The sequence below is a fragment of the Blautia sp. AF26-2 genome (assembly GCF_003460955.1).
GTDB classification, from domain to species: Bacteria; Bacillota; Clostridia; order Lachnospirales; family Lachnospiraceae; genus Fusicatenibacter; species Fusicatenibacter saccharivorans.
Genome location: NZ_QTWD01000011.1, coordinates 93,834 through 114,949 on the forward strand (window position 1 = coordinate 93,834; position 21,116 = coordinate 114,949).

Below are 21,116 nucleotides of genomic sequence, written 5' to 3' on the forward strand. Positions count from 1 at the left end.
TCAAAAGACTTTTTGACCCTAACATTTTATCAACAACAAGAGGAGAGGAACGACATGATTGAATTACTGAACACAGGTGCATACCTTGTCAACGGAATCGATATCATCCCGGATACAGAAGAAGGCCGCGCGGAACTCAAAGCGCGTACCGGCGCTGTGCCGTGTCCGGCGGATGCTGCAAAAGAAACCATTGCCTATGGAATCTTAAAAGACCACAATGTTTCCGGCAACATGGAAAATCTGCAGATCAAATTTGACAAACTTACATCGCATGACATTACTTTTGTTGGAATCATTCAGACCGCGCGCGCGTCAGGACTGGAAAAATTCCCGGTACCGTACGTGCTGACCAACTGCCACAACTCCCTTTGCGCAGTCGGCGGAACCATCAACGAAGATGACCACATGTTTGGTCTTACCTGTGCGAAAAAGTACGGCGGCGTCTATGTACCGCCTCATCAGGCAGTAATTCATCAGTTTGCCCGCGAGATGCTTGCCGGCGGCGGAAAAATGATCCTCGGATCCGACTCCCACACCCGTTACGGTGCACTCGGAACCATGGCCATGGGCGAGGGCGGACCGGAACTGGTAAAACAGCTTCTCTCCAAAACATATGATATCGCTATGCCGGGAGTGATCGCAATTTACATGACAGGCGCACCGCAGCCGGGCGTAGGACCGCAGGATATTGCACTTGCCATCATCGGTGCAGTCTTTGCAAATGGTTACGTAAAGAACAAAGTTATGGAGTTCGTAGGACCTGGCGTATCTTCCTTAAGCGCAGATTACCGGATCGGTGTGGACGTTATGACAACCGAGACAACGTGTCTGTCCTCCATCTGGAGAACCGATGAGAAGATCAGCGAGTTCTATCAGATCCACGGCAGAAGCGCAGATTACAAAGAGCTGAATCCTGGCGCGGTTGCTTACTATGACGGCGTTGTAAAAGTAGAACTCGACAAGATCAAACCGATGATCGCGATGCCGTTCCATCCGAGCAATGTTTATACCATTGAAGAGCTGAAAGCAAACCTCGATGACATCCTGAACGATGTAGAGAAGAAAGCAGCCATCAGCCTCGACGGAAAAGTTCCGTTCACTCTGAAAAATAAAGTACACGACGGAAAACTCCTGGTAGACCAGGGAATCATCGCAGGATGCGCCGGCGGCGGATTTGAGAACATCTGCGACGCAGCCGATATCCTGAAAGGCCACAGCATTGGCGACGATGCGTTCACCTTAAGTGTTTACCCGGCAAGTACCCCGATCTATATGGAGCTGGCAAGAAACGGAAAACTGGCAGATCTTTTGGAAACCGGTGCGATCGTAAAAACCGCATTCTGCGGACCGTGCTTCGGCGCAGGCGATACTCCGGCAAACAATGCGTTCTCAATCCGTCACTCCACCAGAAACTTCCCGAACCGCGAGGGATCCAAGATCCAGAACGGCCAGATTTCTTCCGTTGCCCTGATGGATGCACGTTCCATTGCAGCAACCGCAGCAAACAAGGGATTCCTGACTGCAGCAGATGAGTTTACCGGAACGTATACCAAACCGGCATACCACTTCGACAAGAAGATTTACGAGAACCGTGTCTTCGACAGCAAGGGCGTGGCAGATCCATCTGTTGAAATTCAGTTCGGACCAAACATCAAAGACTGGCCGGCAATGCCGCAGCTTGCTGAGAACCTGATTCTGAAGGTTGTCTCTGAGATCCATGATCCGGTTACGACCACCGACGAGCTGATTCCATCCGGCGAGACTTCGTCCTTCCGTTCCAACCCGCTTGGACTGGCAGAGTTTACCCTGTCCAGAAAAGATCCGGCTTATGTGGGACGTGCAAAAGAAGTACAGGTTGCAGAGAAAGCCATCCAGGAAGGCAACTGCCCGGCAGAGGCACTTCCGGAACTGAAACCGGTCTTTGCAGCAATTCACACCCAGTACCCGGATATCGACAAGACAAACGTCGGTGTCGGATCCACCATCTTCGCTGTAAAACCGGGCGACGGCTCTGCGCGTGAGCAGGCAGCTTCCTGCCAGAAGGTATTAGGCGGCTGGGCAAACATCGCCAACGAGTATGCAACGAAGCGCTACCGCTCCAACCTGATCAACTGGGGCATGCTTCCATTCCTGATCCCGGAGGGAGATCTGCCGTTTACAAACGGAGATTACATCTTTGTACCGGAGATCCGCAAGGCAGTGGAAGAGAAAGCCGATGTGATCAAAGCGTACGTTGTAAAAGACGGAGCACTTGTTCCGTTCGAGATGACGTTAGGCGCGCTGACCGATGATGAGAGAGAAATCATCCGCAAGGGATGCCTGATCAACTATTATAGAGGATAAGTATTTGAGAAAGAGCTGTGTGGCAGGAGAAAAGTCTGTTTCATAGCTCTTTTTCTGCGCACTTATTTGAAATAAAATATCAGAAAACAATATAAAATTCAGAAAATAAACACAATAATTAAGAAAAGGAAAAGTGATATAAAAAAACAGTAAAAATATTTTAAAAATGTGTTGACAAATGCTGACGGATCTGTTATATTAAAATCACAAAGAAACAAGAAAACAAAAACCTAACCAAGAGGTACAAAGAGAAAGACTTGGGACCCCCTTTTCAAGAGAACAAACCATTTTCATAGAAAGAGACGAGAAATCTTCTATAGAAGAATGGAAAAAAAGGGAAAAGGAAGATGTTCTTAAGATGAGAGACTTCCGAAAGGAAAGAAAACCTGAGATAAAGATCCATACAAAAGAAGTTCGAAAGAAAACCTTTTGATAAACATGAGATCAGAGCAGATCTTAGGAAATCCTAAGGAAAAGATTTTCGGAGTGGAAATCTTAACCGCAAAGGAAAAGCCTCTGAAAAAGAACATCTTCCCGAAAAAAAGAAAATCTACAACAGGGAAATGGAAGAGAAACGATCTTTGAAATATCAAACGAAAGCGAAAACAAAGATCACAGATCGGTAAAGAAAGAAAACCAGTGAAAATCCTTGAAAGTAGAGAAAAAACTGAATATGGAAAATAAAGAAAAAGCGGTCGCTGTATCAGAAAAAATGATTGGTATGGCGATCGCTTTCTGTGTTGTGTAATTCGTCCGCCGGGCATGTTTTTCTTGACAGATGCGGCGGAAATGGTGCATACTTCTTAAAGCATAACAGCGGAGAAATCCGTGTATCGAAAATAAGAAGTCAGAACAGGAGAAGAAAGTGGCTGGATTTTGCAGAGAAGATATTTTAATGGAAGATAACGATATTCTTGTTGTTCACAAGCACGCGGGTATGGCAGTGCAGAATGCGCGGATGGGACAGATGGATCTGGAGCATGCGCTGCTGAATTATTTGGCGAAGCAGACAAGGGCGGAAACACCGGGTCAGGCGCGGACTCAGATTCCATATCTGGCGGTCGTTCACCGGCTCGATCAGCCGGTTGAGGGCGTGCTGGTGTTTGCGAAAAACAAAGACGCCGCAGGAAAACTGGGACGGCAGGTGAAGGACGGGACGATGAAGAAAGAGTATCTCGCCGTCTGTGAGGGAAAAATCGAAAAACAGGGCGTGCAGAAGTTTGAGGATTTCCTTGTAAAAGACGGACGGAGCAACACATCCCGCGTCGTACAGCCAGGCACCGCCGGAGCGAAAAAAGCGGTGCTGGAATATGAAGTGATAAGGACACAGGAGAACCGAACCCTGGTGCAGATCCACCTCGGAACGGGCCGCCACCACCAGATCCGCGTCCAGTTTTCCCATGCGGGATATCCGCTGGCGGGTGATGCAAAATATGGGGCGAAAGAGAAAGGATCTCTGGCGCTGTGCGCGCATCATCTCGAGCTGAAGCATCCGCGGACAGGCAAACGGCTTTCGTTTACAGTAAAACCAGAAGGTGAAATCTTCCACAGCTTTGTGTAACTATTCAGAGCTATGTGAAATTGCAAAAAAGTTCAGAAAATCATAAGAAAACAGGACTGGACTATTTTTACGGTTTGTGTATAATAGAGAAAGGTTATGTAATAAAACTGTAAAAAGTAATGGAAAATGATTCATCAGGCAAAGCAGAAAGGGAGAATTATGAAACGCAGAATGATTGCAGTACTGCTTTCCGGAATCCTGCTGTGCTCGGCAGCTGGATGCGGAAAAGAAGCAGTGACAGACAAGAGCACCGCAGCATCGTCGTCTCAGGAAGTGACAGAAACTCCGGCGGCAGAAGAAAGCCCGGAGGCCTCATCGTCCAGCGCAGATTCTACAGCAGAGTCAGCCAGTGCATCCACATCTTCTGAAAGCTCTGGAGATGAAGGAAAAGAAGCAGACAAAAAACGAATAGAAATCACCGTTCCGCACAAAGACGGCATGGAAGCATTGTACGACACCGTGGATGGACTTAACGTTGAAAAAGGCTCTTACATCGCCGTGGTTGCAAAAGACTTAAGTGCCGGTTTTTGGAAAGCCGTAAAAGCCGGTGCGCAGCAGGCACTTGACGATCTGAACGCCTCGCTTGGCTACACCGGAAACGACAAAGTTTATATGACATTTGAAGGCCCGGAAAATGAAAGTGACACCAACTCTCAGATCAATATCATCGACTCTGTCATTTCGGAAAATCCGGACGCGCTGATCCTTGGCATCATTGACCAGCAGTCGGGACAGGCACAGATGGAAGAGGCTTCCGACAGCCAGATTCCGGTCGTCATCGCGGATTCCGGTATCGAGAGTGATCTGATCACCTCGACATGTGCGACTGATCACGCAGCGGCAGCAAAGCTTGCGGCAGATCATCTCTGCGAGGCCATCGGCAACAGCGGAGAGGTTGCGATTGTTGCACATCAGTACAACACCGAGAGCAGCGTAGAGCGCGTGGAAGCATTTAAAAAAGAGATCGAAGAAAAATATACCGACGTGAAAGTGGTTCAGGTGAATTACGGAGATGGAGAAGAATCCATCGCGGACATGCTGAAAAATACACTTGAAACCTACCCGGCTCTGAAGGGCATCTTCTGTACGAACGAAGACATGGCAGACCAGACGCTGGATGCGCTGGCGGATATGGAAAATACTGAGCAGATTCAGATAGTCGGTTTTGATTCCGGTGAAAAACAGCAGAAAGCGATCCAGGAGGGACGCGAGTACGGTACCGTAACGCAGAATCCGTACGGTCTTGGCTATGCGGCAATCGTGGCGGCCGTCCGCGCGATTCAGGGACTTCCGGTAGATCAGAAGATCGATACGGGATATCAGTGGATCGACAAAGACACGATCGATCTGGAGACAAATCAGAAGTATCTTTATAACTGAAAATCAGGATAAAAAATGAACCCGGCAGACAAGGGAATGTTCCTTTGCCTGCCGGGTTTTCTGCGCTGCAGTGCGGATTACGAGTTCTGATCGTCTTCGTAAATTCTCTGTACCTCTTCGGAAATCTGCTGCCGGATCGCGGAGAGATCGACATCCGGGATGCCGTCCTCGGTGATCTGCGGTTTGGAAGGAGAGGTATACGGCTTCGTGTCGCCCATGGAAGCTTTTGGGGATGTTTCTTCTTCGTCAAACTCCTCCGGAGCGGCCGGTTTTGCGGATGGCCTGTGGCGGATGATTTTTGGAAGATCTTCCTCATCGTCGTCATCGTCAGGTTCTTCCGGAACAAAACGGAAATCGTACATGGTGTTCTGCGAAACACGGGTACGGTTCGACGGTTTCTGATAGCTGCGGTACGGATCTCTTGCGTTGCCGGAAGAAGAGGAAGAGGAGCCGCGGCGTTTCTTTTTCTTCTTTCTGGATGGAAGAGGATCGAAACCGGATCTGCGTTTCCGTCTGGCGCGCGCTTTTGCACGGTGTTCGCGTTCTTCTTCGTCGTCATCCTCCCAGTAGTCCGCCTCTTTCCACGGTTTAAACTGGAAGAGCATGCCTGCTGCGGCGAGAATGGCAGAGACAATCCAGAACATCATGTTCAGATCGAGGTCCTTGAAGAAATATGCCATGCGGATCGTCGTGAGGGCGCCGCAGATGGAGGTGACCAGGATTACGGAAATGCGTTCGAACGGAACGCAGATCAGGCCGATCACGAAAGCAACGAGGGCGACGAGTCCATAACCTGTGATATCGTTTGGATTGACGAGATGCCAGAGGCAAAAGCCGACAAGCCCGCAGATCAGAAGAAAAAGTCCGATCCGGTAGAGGACGAAGGCAATGATTGCGGTCAGAAGACCGGTGCCGACGGCAAGCGCCAGGGTGATCGTCGTGGTCTGATTCGTGTAGGTACCCGCTGCATAACCGGCGGCCGCGCCGAGAAAAAATCCGGGAATGACGCTCCAGAGCTTGCGGAGCGCATAGCCGAAGAAACAGTTCAGCAGGGCAAAAACAATCACAATCAGAAGAAGCTGCTGCTGGTAAACACCCATGACGTCCCGGACTTTATCGAGACCGCCAAGCAGCGTGTTGATGTTGAAAGCTTGCATATTCAGATTCATGATATTCACTCCTATATGATGTATCGGAAAAATAGATACAGGTTGTATTTTAGTACGGAACGGCGGTTTTGGCAAGTGAAATTGTGTTTGAGATCTGGGAAACGGCAGAATGGCGGCGGTGTGCATATGGTATAAGGAAGAGCAAAAAGGAAATAAAACAGGCATGAATCAGGATAGAGTGTATGAAAATAGAAGAAATTCCTATCAGGGAAACCCGATGGAGCGGCCAGAGCCGTTTTTTGCAGCACAGCCCTTATGGGGAAGAAGTATGGAAGAGCAGCAGGAAGCGCGGGAACGGCAGCGGATGCAGTCGTATTATTCCCGGACGGCATCTGATCTGCAGCGGCTGGTGGAGGCAGAGTGTGACCGCATGGATTACCGCGGCAGCATGATGTACGACGAATTCCCGGACCGACTCATGATGGAGCACACCTGCCGGAATATCGCACGTCAGTACGGCAGGGAAAACGGCGGGAAGGATGAGAAAACGGCAGAAGAGGAACTGCTCGATTTGATCGGCGTTCTTTTTTATAATGAAATGTTCCGGAGGCGGAGCAGGAGGAAACATTATTACAATCTGTGGCTTTAAACCGCGCCATAAAGTAATAAGAGGGTAACACATTTTTAATAATTTTTCTGTTGTGGTTTTGCGGAAAACAGATTACAATATTAGCGGGGTTGTAAGGGGCTTTATTACACATGTTTACAAACGATTCAGAAAGTTTGGAGAGTATAAATGGAATTACAGAAATTATTACAGGATGAAATCCGGGAAGGGCTGTACCGTATCACGATCAGCGGCCCAAGAGGGGACAGTGAAGTGTCCAAAGTGAGAATACGCCCGGTTGAAATAAAAGGAAAACTGCTCTTTCAGTGCCAGGAGACCGTCGGCACGAAGGAGTTTCATAAAAATATGACAAAAGACGATGTGATCACCCGGATCAGCGACTGGATGAACGGAACCTTCAAGCAGATGCAGCTCGAATCCGACACCTGCACAGCATCCGTTCTGGTCAGCAAAAAGGGAACGATGACGATCAAAAAGAAACCGCATATGAAAGGAACCGGCAAACCCGTCAATCTGGCGCACAACCGGAAGAAACGGTATATTCTGGAAGAAGGAATCCCGGTTCCTTTTTTACAGGATCTTGGTGTTATGACAAAAGAAGGCAAAATCGTGCGGACCCGCTACGACAAGTTCCGCCAGATCAACCGCTTTCTGGAGTTCATCGAAGATATCCTGCCGCAGCTCCCATCGGACCGCGAGATCACGATTCTCGATTTCGGCTGCGGAAAATCGTATCTGACGTTTGCGATGTATTATTACTTCCGCGAACTGAAAAAACTGGATGTCAATATCATCGGACTTGACTTGAAAGAGGATGTCATCGCAATCTGCAACGGACTGGCAGAGAAATATGGCTATGAAAAGCTGCATTTCTATCAGGGTGACATCGCTTCTTATACCGGCCGCGACGAGGTCGATATGGTGGTGACGCTGCACGCGTGCGACACGGCGACTGACTATGCGCTGGAAAAGGCCGTCAAATGGAATGCAAAAGTTATTCTTTCTGTTCCGTGCTGCCAGCATGAGCTGAACCGCCAGATTGCAAACAAAGAACTGTATCCGATCATGGATTACGGCATCTTAAAAGAGCGCATGGCGGCGCTTCTGACCGACGGAATCCGGGCAAAGCTTCTGGAGAATGCAGGTTATGAGACACAGATTCTCGAATTCATCGACATGGAGCACACGCCGAAGAACCTTCTGATCCGCGCGGTAAAACGCCAGGAAGGCTCGAAAAAACTGCCGGAAGAACTGAAAGCGTGCATGGAAGCGTACCATGTGAAGCCGACACTGGCAGACCTCCTCACAGAAAAGGAGGAGCCGTGATGAATAAAAGAGCAGCAAGGATTCTGATCCTTTTTCTTGTTTTTGCCGCATCAGTCGGTGTGTTCACACACCTGATGAGCCACGAGACGACGGAGAATGCGACCGATCTTGACGCAGCGAGTCTTCCGGTGCTGTACATGAAGACCGCGGACACGACAGTGAACCGCATGTACGGATACCGCCAGGAGATGAACGGCGTAACGACAAGAGAAAACCTGACACCGCTGCCGATGGACCGTTCGCTTACGCTGGAAATTGATGCGAAGGGACAGAAAATTAAAAACGTGACCTATACGGTGGAAAGCACAGACGGCGGAGCGCTGATTGAAAACTCGGTGCTGAAATCGTTTGACGAGGACGGAAGCTATCTGAAAGCAGACTTCCAGTTAGAGACCGCGATTCTGATGAATCAGGAATATACGCTGAAGCTCGAGGTTGCCTACGGAAACGGCCAGTCTGCCTGGTATTACACCCGCATTGTACAGCGCAACGGCGTGGAGGTCGGCGATTATCTGGCCTACACGCAGATGTTTGCGCAGACATGCCTGGATAAAACGCAGGCGGAAGCGCTCGTTCCGCAGCTTGAGCCGGATGAGACGGGGGATAATTCTTCGTTCCTCAATGTCAACATTCATTCCAGCCTCGACCAGATTTCCTGGGGAAGCCTCGCACCGACGATCGTACAGCAGCCGGTGCAGCAGATCAAAGAAGCGAATGAGACGACGACCAGCATCAAACAGGAGTACATGATCAGTGCGCAGGATGAGAACGGACAGACGGAGTATTATACCGTAAGCGAGTTCTACCGGATGCGAGAGTCCGACGGAGAGATTATTCTGCTGGACTTCGAGCGGAGCGCACAGCAGATCTTTGATCCGGAGCTTGGTGTTCTGACGAAATCCGGCATTAACCTCGGTGTGACCGGCGAGGATACCAAGTATGTGACGAATACGGCAGGTGATATTGTCGCATTTGTAGTAAACGGTGATCTCTGGTGCTACAACCGCAGCGCCAACAAGACGATCCGCGTTTTCAGCTTCCGTGAGAACGGCAGCATGGATGACCGGGAACAGCACGGAGAGCATGATGTCAACATTGTACGTGTGGATGATGCGGGCGATGTGACGTTTGTTGTTTATGGCTATATGAACCGCGGAAACCACGAGGGTGAAGTGGGAGCAGCCGTTTACTATTATCGCGCCGAGCGGAATGTGGCAACCGAGGAGATTTTCGTTCCGGCGGATATTTCCTACGAGATGCTGAAAAAACAGCTCGACCGCCTCTCCTACGTCAACAAGCAGAGAGAGATGTATCTCTATCTGAATGAGAACCTGTGTAAGGTAGATATTGAAACCGGCACGACGACGGTGGTCCGGGAAAGTATCCCGGAGGACTGCTTTGTAGTATCGGAAAGCCAGGAGAGCATCGCGTGGATGGATGCGGACAATGCAAGCAGTGCGATGAACATCACCGTGATGAATCTGGAGAGCGGGGAAACGCAGCGCTTTGCGGCGGATGACGGACAGAAGATCCGGGCACTTGGCTTTATCAATGAAGACTTTGTCTATGGTATGGCAAACGACAGCGATATTTTAAAAGATATTTCCGGCAATGAAGTTTTCGCTATGCATACGGTGCGGATTGTCAGCATCGACGGAAACGTGAAAAAAGAGTATCACCAGGACGGCTATTATGTGACAGGTGTGTCGATTTCGGACGGCCTTCTGGAGCTGGACCGCGTGGTACGCCAGGAAAACGGCTATGCGGATGCGCCGGAGGATCACATCATGAACGGCGAGCAGCAGAGCCAGGAACTGGTGACGGGCCGCCTGGCAACGGTGGACGACAGAAGAGAGCAGCAGTTCCTTCTGGAATTCTCGACGAGCGGCAAAACACAGTCGCTTCTGACACTGACACCGAAATATATCTATTCAACCTTACGGACCGATCTTACGATGTCGTACGACACGGGCAGCGCAGATCTTTACTATGTATATGGAAAAGGAAAACTGATCGCCATTTTAAGCTCCCCGGCCGAGGCCGTACAGCTTGCCGATGAGAATGTCGGCGTTGTGCTGAACAGCAGCCAGTCCTATGTGTGGGAGCGCGGAAACCGCCAGCAGGGCATGCGCCTCGACGAGACAACGATGCCGTCGGGATTCCAGAGTGCATCTCTGGACGAAAACGTGCTGAAGGAGTCACTCGGTGATGATTACGAACTGCTGAACCTGACGGGCTGCACAAGAGAAGAAATTCTCTACATGATCAGCAGCGGCTACGGCGTTGTTGTAAAGACCGGCGCGAACGAGAGTCTGCTTCTGACTGGATACGATATTTTTGGAAATTCCTGGCTGTATAACCCGGCAACGGGCGAGACAACTGCACTTTCTGACGATGACAGCGATGCATTGTTCGCACAGAACGGCAATGTCTTCATCAGTTATATTAAAAAAGTAAAGATCGAGTGATTTGCGGGGTTTTCTAATGACGCAAAAAGTGCTAGAATAAAGAAAGCACTATGAATATTTAGGGAGAAAAAAGACAATGAAACTTACAACCATCCGAGAGATTTATAAAAACCGGGAAGTATACCTGGACAAAGAAGTAACCGTAGGCGGCTGGGTGCGCAGCGTACGTGATTCCAAAACCTTTGGTTTCATCGTTCTGCACGACGGAAGCTATTTCGAAACCCTGCAGATCGTATACCACGATGAGATGGAAAACTTCGCTGAGATTTCCAAAATGAACGTCGGCGCAGCCATCATCGTAAAAGGTACCCTCGTTGCTACCCCGCAGGCAAAACAGCCGTTTGAGATTCAGGCGGCAGAAGTTACCGTAGAGGGCGTTTCCGCACCGGATTACCCGCTGCAGAAAAAACGCCACTCCATGGAATACCTTCGTACCATTTCCCATCTGCGTCCGAGAACCAACACCTTCCAGGCAGTATTCCGTGTTCGTTCCCTCTGCGCCTATGCGATCCATCAGTTCTTCCAGGAGAGAGACTTCGTTTATGTCAACACCCCGCTGATCACCGGAAGCGACTGCGAGGGAGCCGGCGAGATGTTCCAGGTAACCACCATGGATCTTGACAATATTCCGAAAACCGAGGACGGCGCTGTTGATTTCACACAGGACTTCTTCGGAAAGAAGACAAGCCTTACCGTAAGCGGACAGTTAAACGGCGAGACCTTTGCACAGGCATTCCGCAATATCTACACCTTCGGACCGACCTTCCGTGCAGAAAATTCCAACACCACCCGCCATGCAGCAGAGTTCTGGATGATCGAGCCGGAAATCGCTTTCGCTGATCTGGAGGACGATATGGAGCTTGCTGAGGCAATGCTGAAATATGTCATCCGCTACGTTATGGAGCATGCACCGGAAGAAATGCAGTTCTTCAACAGTTTCGTGGACAAGGGACTGATCGAGCGTCTGAACCATGTCGTAAATTCTGAGTTCGGCCGTGTAACCTACACCGAGGCTATCGAGCTTCTGGAGAAAAACAACGACAAATTCGATTACAAAGTATACTGGGGATGCGATCTGCAGACCGAGCATGAGCGTTATCTGACCGAGCAGATCTTCAAGAGACCGGTTTTCGTTACCGATTATCCGAAGGAGATCAAAGCGTTCTACATGAAGCTGAACGATGACAACAAGACCGTTGCAGCTATGGACTGTCTGGTTCCTGGCATCGGAGAGATCATCGGCGGAAGTCAGCGTGAGGACGACTACGAGAAACTGCTTGGCCGTATGAAAGAGCTGGGACTTGCTGAGGAAGATTACGGATTCTATCTGGACCTCAGAAAATATGGTTCTACCCACCATGCAGGATTCGGACTGGGATTTGAAAGATGCGTCATGTATCTGACCGGAATGGGCAATATCCGCGACGTCATCCCGTTCCCGAGAACAGTAAACAACTGCGAGCTGTAATTACGAAAAGTGATATAGAAACTTAAAAAATACGGATGCCGGGTGCAGTGGAATCCAATGTGGATTTGGTGTGCCTGACGTCCGTATTGTAGTAATAGAGAAAATGAATCCAGAAAGGGGTATGCGCCTATGCGGTTTATTCATATTGCGGATGTGCATCTCGGCATGCAGCCGGATGCGGGATTTCCCTGGAGCGAGGAGCGCGGGGAGGCCATCTGGGAGAGCTTCCGGCGGATCATCCGCCTGGCCGGTCGGGAAAAGACGGACTTTCTGCTGATCGCGGGAGATCTGTTTCAGTGCCAGCCGCTTCTGCGGGAACTGAAAGAGGTTAATGATCTCTTTGCTTCCATCCCGGAGACGATCGTCGTGCTGATTGCCGGAAACCACGATTATGTGAAGCGGGAGAGCTTTTACCGCGGTTTCGACTGGGCAGACAACGTGGTAATGCTCCTGTCGCCGGAGCCGGAGTGTGTTGAAGTCCCGGAGAAGAAGACGGCGGTGTACGGATGCAGTTACGACAAAAAAGAGATCCTGGAAAACCGGCTGGACGGCGTGCGGCCGGAGGGAAAAATGAAATATCATCTGCTGCTCGCGCACGGCGGCGATGCCCGCCACATGCCGTGGAATCCGGGCCGCATGGCGCAGGCTGGGTTTGATTATATTGCGTGCGGGCACATTCATAAGCCGGGGATTCTTATTCCCGACAAAATGGCATACGCAGGCGCACTCGAACCGACGGATGAGACGCAGTTGGGGCCGCACGGCTACATCCGCGGAACGGTGGACGAGCACGGCATGCGGATTCAGTTTGTGCCGTTTGCCAGATATGAGTACGAAGATCTGGTGTTGAACGTGACGGAGGATCTGACACAGTATGCGCTGGAGACGAAGCTGAAACAGGAGCTGGCGCTGCGGGAGGATGGGAAGATTCGAAAAATTATCCGCCTGAAACTTGTGGGACACCGTGCCGCCGAGCTGGAATTTTCTCCGAAACGGCTGCTGGACTGCGGCAGAGTCATCTCCGTGGAGGATGAAACACGTCCGGCATACGATCTGGAACAGCTGAAGAAAACGTATGGCGCTAGTCTGATCAGCGCCTATATTGAAGCATTTGAAACAAAGACGGATGCGCAGTCACAGAAGGCGCTCGACTATGGTCTCGAGGCGCTGCTGGCGGCACGCAGGAACGGCTGAAAAAAAGATTGCGGGAGGCGTAGAAGATGAAAATAGAAAAACTGGAAATCCGCAATTTTGGAAAAATGCAGAACCGCACACTGGAATTTTCCGATGGGATTCAGCTCATCAGCGGGGAAAATGAGAGCGGAAAATCGACCGTCCATACCTTCATCCGCAGCATGCTGTTCGGCATGACACGCGGCCGGGGGCGGGCGGCAAAAAATGATGTCTACAGTCGTTATGAGCCATGGGAAAATCCGGCATACTATGCGGGAGAGATGGTGCTTGAAAGCGGCGGCAAACAGTTCCGCCTGACACGGAATTTCGGGCGGCAGAACGCCAATGCAAAGCTGGTGTGCCTGACGGACGGCGAGGTGCTCTCCGTGGAGGACGGCGATCTTTCCATGCTGCTCGGCGGTGTCAGTGAGATTGTGTATGATAATACGGCTTCGATCGGGCAGTTAAAAGGCAGAACCGAGGAAGGGCTTGCGGATGAGCTGCGGAACTATATGGCAAATTACCAGGGGAGCAGCGATGGAGAGCTAGATGTGGCGGCGGCGCTGGATCTGCTGAAGCAGAAGAGAAAGCGCCTGGAGCAGGAACAGAAAAAGACGCTGGCGGGACTGGAAAAACGGAAGGAAGAACTTGAGACGAAAATTTCCGTTTTTACGGAGGAGTGCCGTCAGAGCGAGGAGAATCTGCAGCAGGCGAAAGAGCAGATGAAGCGGGATATCTATCAGAAGGATGTGCCGATCGAACGGGTGCGGAAGATGAAAAAAGAATCTCGGAAGAGCCGCAAATGGGGTGCCGCGTGCGTGGCGCTGGCTGGATTTCTCTTGTTCTTATGCATTCTGCAGTTCTTCCATATTGATTCGCTGCTGACGAGAACGGGACTCGGGCTTGCGATTGCGGCGCTCTTGTATCTGGCGTACAGTCTGTTCCGTCACCGGAAAACGGAGGTCGAGCAGGTCGTGACGGAGCCGGAGGAGCAGGCGATCCGCCGCCAGCAGTGGAATGTGGACCGCCTGAAGCAGGAGCTGGGGCAGAAACAGACGGTGCTGTCGAACTTGCAGAGTGAATACGAAGAGCTCTGCATTTCCATGACGGAAAAAGATCATCTGCAGGAAGAACTCGATGCGCTTTCCATGGCGGGGGAGACGATCCAGAGTCTCTCCGTACAGATGCAGAGCCGGATCGGCGACCGCTTAAAACAGCAGATGTCAAAAACGCTGTCATCGCTGACGAATGGCCGCTATCTGCAGGTGAATATGGATGAGAATCTGCGGATCGGCCTTCACACCGCAGACGAATATGTGCCGCTTGAACAGGTCAGCCGCGGCACGATCGAGCAGGCGTACTTTGCGCTCCGCATGGCGGCGATGGATGTGCTCTGCGGCGAGGAGGAGCTGCCGGTGATTCTCGATGAATCGTTTGCGTTTTACGATGAAAACCGGCTGAAAGAAACTTTGAAATGGCTGGCGGAAAACCGGACGCAGGTGCTGCTCTTTACGTGTCAGAAGCGGGAGGAGGAAGCACTCTCGGAGATGGGAATTCCGTACCGGAAAATTGTGCTTTAAGTAATGCGGCTCGCAGAGAATCGGTGAGTTGTGGTTTGGAAATAAAGGAGAATAAAAGTTATGCTGACAATAGGATGTCATTTATCATCGTCCAAAGGATATCTTGCCATGGGAAAAGAGGCGGTGTCCATCGGGGCGAATACCTTTCAGTTTTTTACAAGAAACCCGAGAGGAAGCAAGGCGAAAGCCATCGACGAGGCGGATGTCGCAGCGTTTCTTTCTTACAGTAAGGAGCATGGAATCGAGCGCATTTTGGCACATGCGCCGTACACGCTGAATCCGTGCTCGAAGGATGCGCACACGAGAGAGTTTGCATGGATGACGATGGCGGATGATCTGAAACGGATGGAGTATACGCCGGGAAACTGCTACAATTTCCACCCGGGCAGCCATACCGGACAGGGGGCGGAAGAGGGAATCCGTCTGATTTCGGAGATGCTGAATGAAATTTTAAAACCGGAGCAGACGACCACGGTGCTGCTCGAGACGATGGCAGGAAAAGGAACCGAAGTCGGCCGCTCGTTTGAGGAGCTGGCGGCGATTCTGGAGCGCGTGGAATTAAAAGACCACATGGGTGTCTGCCTAGATACGTGCCATGTGTACGATGCGGGATACGATATTGTGGATCACCTCGATGATGTGCTTGAGAGGTTCGACCGCGTGGTAGGACTTTCGAAGCTGAAAGCGGTTCATCTGAACGACAGCAAGAATCCGTTTGAGAGCCATAAGGACCGCCATGAGAAGATCGGCGAGGGATCGCTGGGGCTTGCGGCATTTGAGCGGATTGTGACACATCCGGCGCTGGCGGGACTGCCGTTCTATCTGGAAACACCGAATGAGCTGGACGGATATGCAAAAGAGATCGCGCTGCTGCGCGGGTTTGCGAAATAGAGGAAGAAGGTAAGAGAAAGTGGAAAACACGAGAGAGAAGAATAAAAGAGCTGACGGAAGAAAAAAGACGTATTTCGACAGGGAAAATAAAAAGAAAGCCGTTCGTACAGAGAAAACAAAGAGCGTGGCACCGGAAAAAGGAAAGCAGAAAAAGAGTTCATCATCGTCGAAATGTCCTTATCAGAAAAAATGCGGCGGATGCACATATCTGAACCTCTCCTACGAAGAGCAGCTCGCGAAAAAAGAGCAGTTCCTGAAGAAGACTCTGAAGGGCATCGTCCCGGTCAAAGGCATGGTTGGCATGGAAAATCCTTATCATTACCGGAATAAAGTCAATTCCGCCTTTGCACGCAAAAAAGACGGAACGATCATATCCGGCATTTATGAAAAGGGCACACACAAAGTGGTTCCGGTCGATGAGTGCCTGCTCGAGGATCAGCGTGCCGATGCCATCATCCGCGATATCCGCAGTCTGCTGAAGAGCTTCAAAATCATGATCTACAACGAGGACAGCGGCTACGGCCTCCTGCGCCACGTCATGGTGCGCACCGGCTTTGCTTCCGGCGAGATCATGGTCGTCCTCGTCTGCGTATCACCAGTCTTCCCGTCAAAAAACAACTTCGTAAAGGCCCTGCGCAAACTCCACCCGGAGATCACCACGATCGTACTGAACGTCAACGACCGCACCGACAGCATGGTACTCGGAAAACGCGACATTGTCCTCTTCGGACGCGGTTACATCGAGGATGAACTCTGCGGCTGCACCTTCCGCATCTCCCCGCAGTCCTTCTACCAGGTCAACCCGGTTCAGACGAAAAACCTGTACGAAAAAGCCATCTCCCTGGCCGGCCTCACCGGAAACGAACGCGTCCTGGACGCCTACTGCGGAATCGGAACCATCGGCCTCATCGCATCCCGCGATGCCAGAGAAGTCATCAGCGTCGAACTGAACCCGGACGCCGTCCGCGATGCCGTAACAAACGCCAAACGAAACCAAATCAAAAACGTCTCCTTCTACCAGAACGACGCCGGCGCCTTCATGGTCTCCATGGCCGAAAAAGGCGAAAAAGCCGACATCGTCTTCATGGACCCGCCAAGAGCCGGCAGTGATGAAGCCTTTCTGTCCTCTGTCGTAACCCTTTCACCGAAAAAAGTGGTCTACGTCTCCTGCAATCCGGAGACATTGGCGAGAGACCTGCGGTATCTGACAAAACACGGATATAAGGCAGAAGAGGCATGGGGGTATGATATGTTCGCGTGGTCGGAGCATGTGGAAAGTATCGTGTTGCTTTCCAAACTTAAATCAAATAAGTTGAAGCATATCAATGTGGAATTAGAGATGGATGAGCTTGATTTGATGGCGGCGGAGAGTAAAGCGATCTATGAGGAAGTCAAGGATTATGTTTCTGAAGCAAAGCGGATTGAAAGTTAGCAACTTGTATATCGCACAGGTGAAGCAGAAATGCGGCATTATTGAGAGGGTAAATTATAACCTGTCAAAATTGGAAAACTCTAGACAGCCGAAGTGTCCGCCAGGGAAAGAAGCGGCTATAAGGGAGGCACTGGAACATTTTCGGATGATATGACGATATCGTAGAAATAGAAGAATCCTTTTTCTTTGACTTGGTTCTTTAAGTCCCTTTGTTAGTTTTGGTTAGTGGGATATAATTTTACATTTGAAGAAACGTGAATACGTATCGGAAGATAGATAGAGAGTTCAAACAGATACGAAGGAGTTTTGTTCATAAATGATAGAAAAAAATAAGATTTTAGAATCATGGATAATGGTGGAACATTTATCGGAGGGAGACATCGGTTTGAATGATAAGGCTATTCTCACTCTGAATGATTTGCAGGAACAGGATTTCTATTCTCTGTTTCTGCATAAAATTGAGAAAAAGAAATGGAATCGACGGCAAAAAGGAGGAGTCGTTGTCTATTTTGATATTTTTAAATTTCAGGAAGTTGTGGACATACTTCATGCAGAGTATGGCTTGGAATCGACGGATGAGGATATTCGTTTCGGAGACAAGTTCAGTTTCGCGCTGTATTTCGATAAGAATCTTAATTTTCTGGAGGATATGACATTCTTTACAGAAAGTGCTTACATACGGAAATTCAAAAAAGTTCCCTATGAGAAAGAGTTTCGGGAATTTGAGAAAGATTTTAAAAATCAGCTTGCTCAGGATTTCGATGAGACAGCAGGGGATTCGGCGAAGTTTAATGCTGCGATGCAAAAGGAACTCCTGCAACATGAGGTTGATATAATAAATTGCCGGATGAAGATTCTGGGAAATATCGAGACTGAAGCGACGAATCTGCATTCTTTTTTCATCGATGATCTGGAAAAAGCAAAAAAAATCGAAACGGTTAATTTGAATGCTTATTTGTATGGAAATAAAAAGGAACGCATGAACCTTGACAGCAAAAAAGATTCAGTGAATTTTCATCCGCATCTGTTTGAACAAATTCTGCAGCCGAAGAATTATCCCCTGGGAAGGTTTCCAAGCAATACGACATATGCGCTTTCTCTGATGCAGCAAGTTGCGGTAAACTTATCCATCGGCTTTGACAACAATCAGATGAGAAGTGTCAACGGTCCGCCTGGAACCGGAAAAACGACGCTTTTGAAGGACATATTTGCGCAGTTAGTGGTACAGCAGGCGTATAGTATTGCGAAACTTTCGGACCATTTTATCAAAGGAACAGAGAAAACAATTTATTTTAATCATGCATCGATTGGAGAGATCCCGGAACATATTATCGAAAATAATATCGTGGTTGCAAGTTCGAATAATGGTGCGGTTCAAAACATTGTGAACGAACTTCCGTTGAGTAAGGAGATTGACAATTTTCTAATCGATGAACTGAAAGAAGCGGACTATTTTTGTGAGATATCGAATGCGAAGGTGTCGGTAGAGTGGTTGGAAGATGAGAACGGGAAGAAAAGAGAGGAACTGGTAAAAGAATCTGTTCCGGGAGAAGAAAAGTTTTGGGGAGTATTTTCACTTGAAGGTGGAAAAGCGAATAATATGAGCAATATCCTCACGAATATGAAGCATATCCACAAATATTTGGAAGAAGATTATCTGCCGAATCAAGGTATATATAAACAATTTCTGAGTCATTATGAGGAAGTAAAAGCGATTCGAACAAAAAGGCAGGAATTTGCAGATAGCGTTCGGATGTATCAGGAATATACTCAAAAGATGGAACAGGTTCGTGGCAGCTATCAAGAAAAATTAGAGAAGAAAGAGCATGAATTGTGCGTAGAACTTAAGAAGCTTGCAGAAAATAAACAGGAATGCGGGCAGCAGTTGGAACAGTTACATCTCAGTTTGAAAGAGGTACAAAACAGGGCAGAAGCTGTCCGAAAAAATATGGACAGTATGAACCAGTGCCTTCAAGTACACAAGGAGCAACGTCCTTGCTTCTTTGCGGGAAAGAAAAAGAAAGAGGAATATAGGAGCAGATTAAATGAGATTACGGATCAGTTAGTAAAATTAAATGATGAAGATATAGAATGCAGGGAACAGGAGAAAAAAATTAATGAAAATATTCATTTGCGGCAAACAAGGCTGAGTAAAAGTAATGAAAAACAGGAGAAGCTTAAGCAGGAGTTTAACAGTTGGAAGACGGTGGAAACAGGTAAAATTTCAAATTTGGAGAAAAGAGTCCGCGAATATGAAAATATAAAAAACGACAGTAAGACAGAACCGCTGAATATGAATCAGGAGTATGAAGATTTACAGATATCAAACCCGTGGTTTGACGAAGCGTATCGTGTCGCACAGTCAAAATTGTTTGTTATGGCATTACGTGTTCGAAAACAATTTCTTTATGAGAACAGAAAAAATGTAAAGGCGGCCATTATCGTCTGGGATCAGCAGGAGAAGTATTTGGATCGAAAGCATGTGATTGAGGCGGCATGGAACTGGATTAATATGACAATTCCGGTGATTAGTTCTACGTTTGCCAGTTTTTCGCGTATGTGCAAAAATCTTGGAGCTGAGACACTGGGGCATCTTTTTATCGATGAAGCAGGACAGGCGCTGCCACAGGCGGCTGTCGGTGCAATCTATCGCAGCAGGCATGTAATGGTGGTCGGTGATCCGTTGCAGATTAAACCGGTTCTTACGTTGGATTCTAATACCCTATATATGTTGGGGGAGCATTTTGGAGTGACAGAAAAATATTTATCTGCATCTGCATCCGCACAGATTTTAGCAGATGCGGCAAGTCAGTACGGGTTTTATCGAAAACAGGACAAGGCGGAGGATTCATGGGTTGGAATTCCGCTATGGGTGCATAGAAGATGTCGGTATCCGATGTTTACAATTTCGAACATGATTTCCTATGACGGATTTATGGTGCAGGGAATGGAAAAGTACGGAAAAGCAGACTGGTTTGATGTTGGTGGAATGGCGAACAATAAATATGTCGAGGAACAGGGAGAATTCCTTTTGCATAAGCTCAAGGAGATGATAGATAAAAATCCGAAAATCTTAGATAAAAAAGAAAAAGATGTGGTTTATGTAATTACACCGTTTTCCAATGTGGCATATCAGCTTTCTCAGAAATTACGGAAAATTCACTTTACCCGATATGATGAACAGGGAAAACCGACAAATGTCGGAACTGTCCATACGTTTCAGGGGAAAGAGGCTCCAATCGTATTTTTTGTACTCGGTGCCGACAGGCAGAGCAGCGGAGCGGCACGCTGGGCAGTAACCGAAGCGAACATAATGAATGTTGCGGCGACGAGGGCCAAAGAGGAGTTTTATATTATTAGTGATAGGAAATTGTATCTTGGGCTTGGGTGTGATGTTGCAACAGATACGGATCGGATTATCAGAGAATATAAAAATCAGTATCTTGTGGATGATCATGCACACAAGAATGAGTTGCGCATGCAGGTTGACGAGACACGGACACTCATTATTGATGCGGATTTTAGACGCATTACAGGAACGGTCAAATATGTTGGAAAGGGAACAGAAAGTTTTTATGCCTATGTAGTTGGTGCTGATGGAAAAGAATATTCCATTACCGAAAGTATTTATTCTAAGACAGAGAGTGCAATAGAAGTGATTCAAAAGGGTAAAAAAATATCTTTTATTCCAGGAGAAGGGAATAAGAAACTATTTGCTACAGAGGTGAAGATAGATGTTTAATTAAGAGAGAGGTTA

At 48.7% G+C, this 21,116-nt stretch carries 13 protein-coding genes; 12 read left to right on the forward strand and 1 reads right to left on the reverse strand.

Annotated features, from left to right (window positions below):
• Nucleotides 1-54 precede the first annotated feature (54 nt).
• From DWY63_RS14315 to DWY63_RS14325, 3 genes are all read left to right on the forward strand, one after another.
• The gene (locus DWY63_RS14315) at nt 55-2,343 is read left to right on the forward strand and encodes a hydratase (protein ID WP_022461535.1); all 2,289 of its coding nucleotides are present in this window, start codon (nt 55-57) and stop codon (nt 2,341-2,343) included.
• Nucleotides 2,344-3,238: 895 nt separating this feature from the next.
• A complete protein-coding gene (locus DWY63_RS14320; RefSeq protein WP_117802482.1) occupies nt 3,239-3,904 on the forward strand; it encodes an RluA family pseudouridine synthase in 666 nt (221 codons plus the stop codon).
• Between the two features lie 159 nt (nt 3,905-4,063).
• Nucleotides 4,064-5,284, forward strand: coding sequence for an ABC transporter substrate-binding protein (locus DWY63_RS14325; RefSeq protein ID WP_158568379.1), 1,221 nt, complete (start codon nt 4,064-4,066; stop codon nt 5,282-5,284).
• Between the two features lie 77 nt (nt 5,285-5,361).
• Here DWY63_RS14325 and DWY63_RS14330 read toward each other — a convergent pair whose 3' ends face one another.
• Nucleotides 5,362-6,453, reverse strand: coding sequence for a TM7S3/TM198-like domain-containing protein (locus DWY63_RS14330; RefSeq protein WP_158568380.1), 1,092 nt, complete (start codon nt 6,451-6,453; stop codon nt 5,362-5,364).
• 163 nt (nt 6,454-6,616) lie between these two features.
• On the opposite strand from DWY63_RS14330, the gene DWY63_RS14335 reads away from it, so the two are divergent.
• From DWY63_RS14335 to DWY63_RS14380, 9 genes are all read left to right on the forward strand, one after another.
• Entirely contained in the window at nt 6,617-7,042 is a 426-nt protein-coding gene (locus tag DWY63_RS14335) for a hypothetical protein (RefSeq protein ID WP_082424871.1), read from the forward strand.
• A gap of 147 nt (nt 7,043-7,189) precedes the next feature.
• Complete coding sequence (locus tag DWY63_RS14340) at nt 7,190-8,347, forward strand: class I SAM-dependent methyltransferase (RefSeq protein WP_117802485.1); 1,158 nt, start codon at nt 7,190-7,192, stop codon at nt 8,345-8,347.
• A complete protein-coding gene (locus DWY63_RS14345) occupies nt 8,347-10,815 on the forward strand; it encodes a hypothetical protein (RefSeq protein ID WP_117802486.1) in 2,469 nt (822 codons plus the stop codon). Before DWY63_RS14340 ends, DWY63_RS14345 begins: the two co-directional genes overlap by 1 nt.
• Nucleotides 10,816-10,891: 76 nt before the next feature.
• Nucleotides 10,892-12,283, forward strand: a complete 1,392-nt coding sequence (gene asnS, locus DWY63_RS14350; RefSeq protein WP_055219187.1) for an asparagine--tRNA ligase — start codon at nt 10,892-10,894, stop codon at nt 12,281-12,283.
• Between the two features lie 129 nt (nt 12,284-12,412).
• A complete protein-coding gene (locus tag DWY63_RS14355; RefSeq protein ID WP_117802487.1) occupies nt 12,413-13,477 on the forward strand; it encodes a metallophosphoesterase family protein in 1,065 nt (354 codons plus the stop codon).
• A 26-nt stretch (nt 13,478-13,503) separates the two neighbouring features.
• Nucleotides 13,504-15,036 (forward strand): ATP-binding protein, encoded by a 1,533-nt coding sequence (locus tag DWY63_RS14360; RefSeq protein WP_117802488.1) that lies wholly within the window; start codon nt 13,504-13,506, stop codon nt 15,034-15,036.
• 60 nt (nt 15,037-15,096) lie between these two features.
• The gene (locus tag DWY63_RS14365) at nt 15,097-15,927 is read left to right on the forward strand and encodes a deoxyribonuclease IV (RefSeq protein ID WP_117509937.1); all 831 of its coding nucleotides are present in this window, start codon (nt 15,097-15,099) and stop codon (nt 15,925-15,927) included.
• Nucleotides 15,928-15,946: 19 nt separating this feature from the next.
• Entirely contained in the window at nt 15,947-17,359 is a 1,413-nt protein-coding gene (gene rlmD / locus DWY63_RS14370) for a 23S rRNA (uracil(1939)-C(5))-methyltransferase RlmD (RefSeq protein WP_117802489.1), read from the forward strand.
• A 316-nt stretch (nt 17,360-17,675) separates the two neighbouring features.
• Nucleotides 17,676-21,101: an AAA domain-containing protein gene (locus tag DWY63_RS14380; protein ID WP_117802491.1), complete on the forward strand. Its 3,426-nt coding sequence runs from the start codon at nt 17,676-17,678 to the stop codon at nt 21,099-21,101.
• Nucleotides 21,102-21,116: the final 15 nt, after the last annotated feature.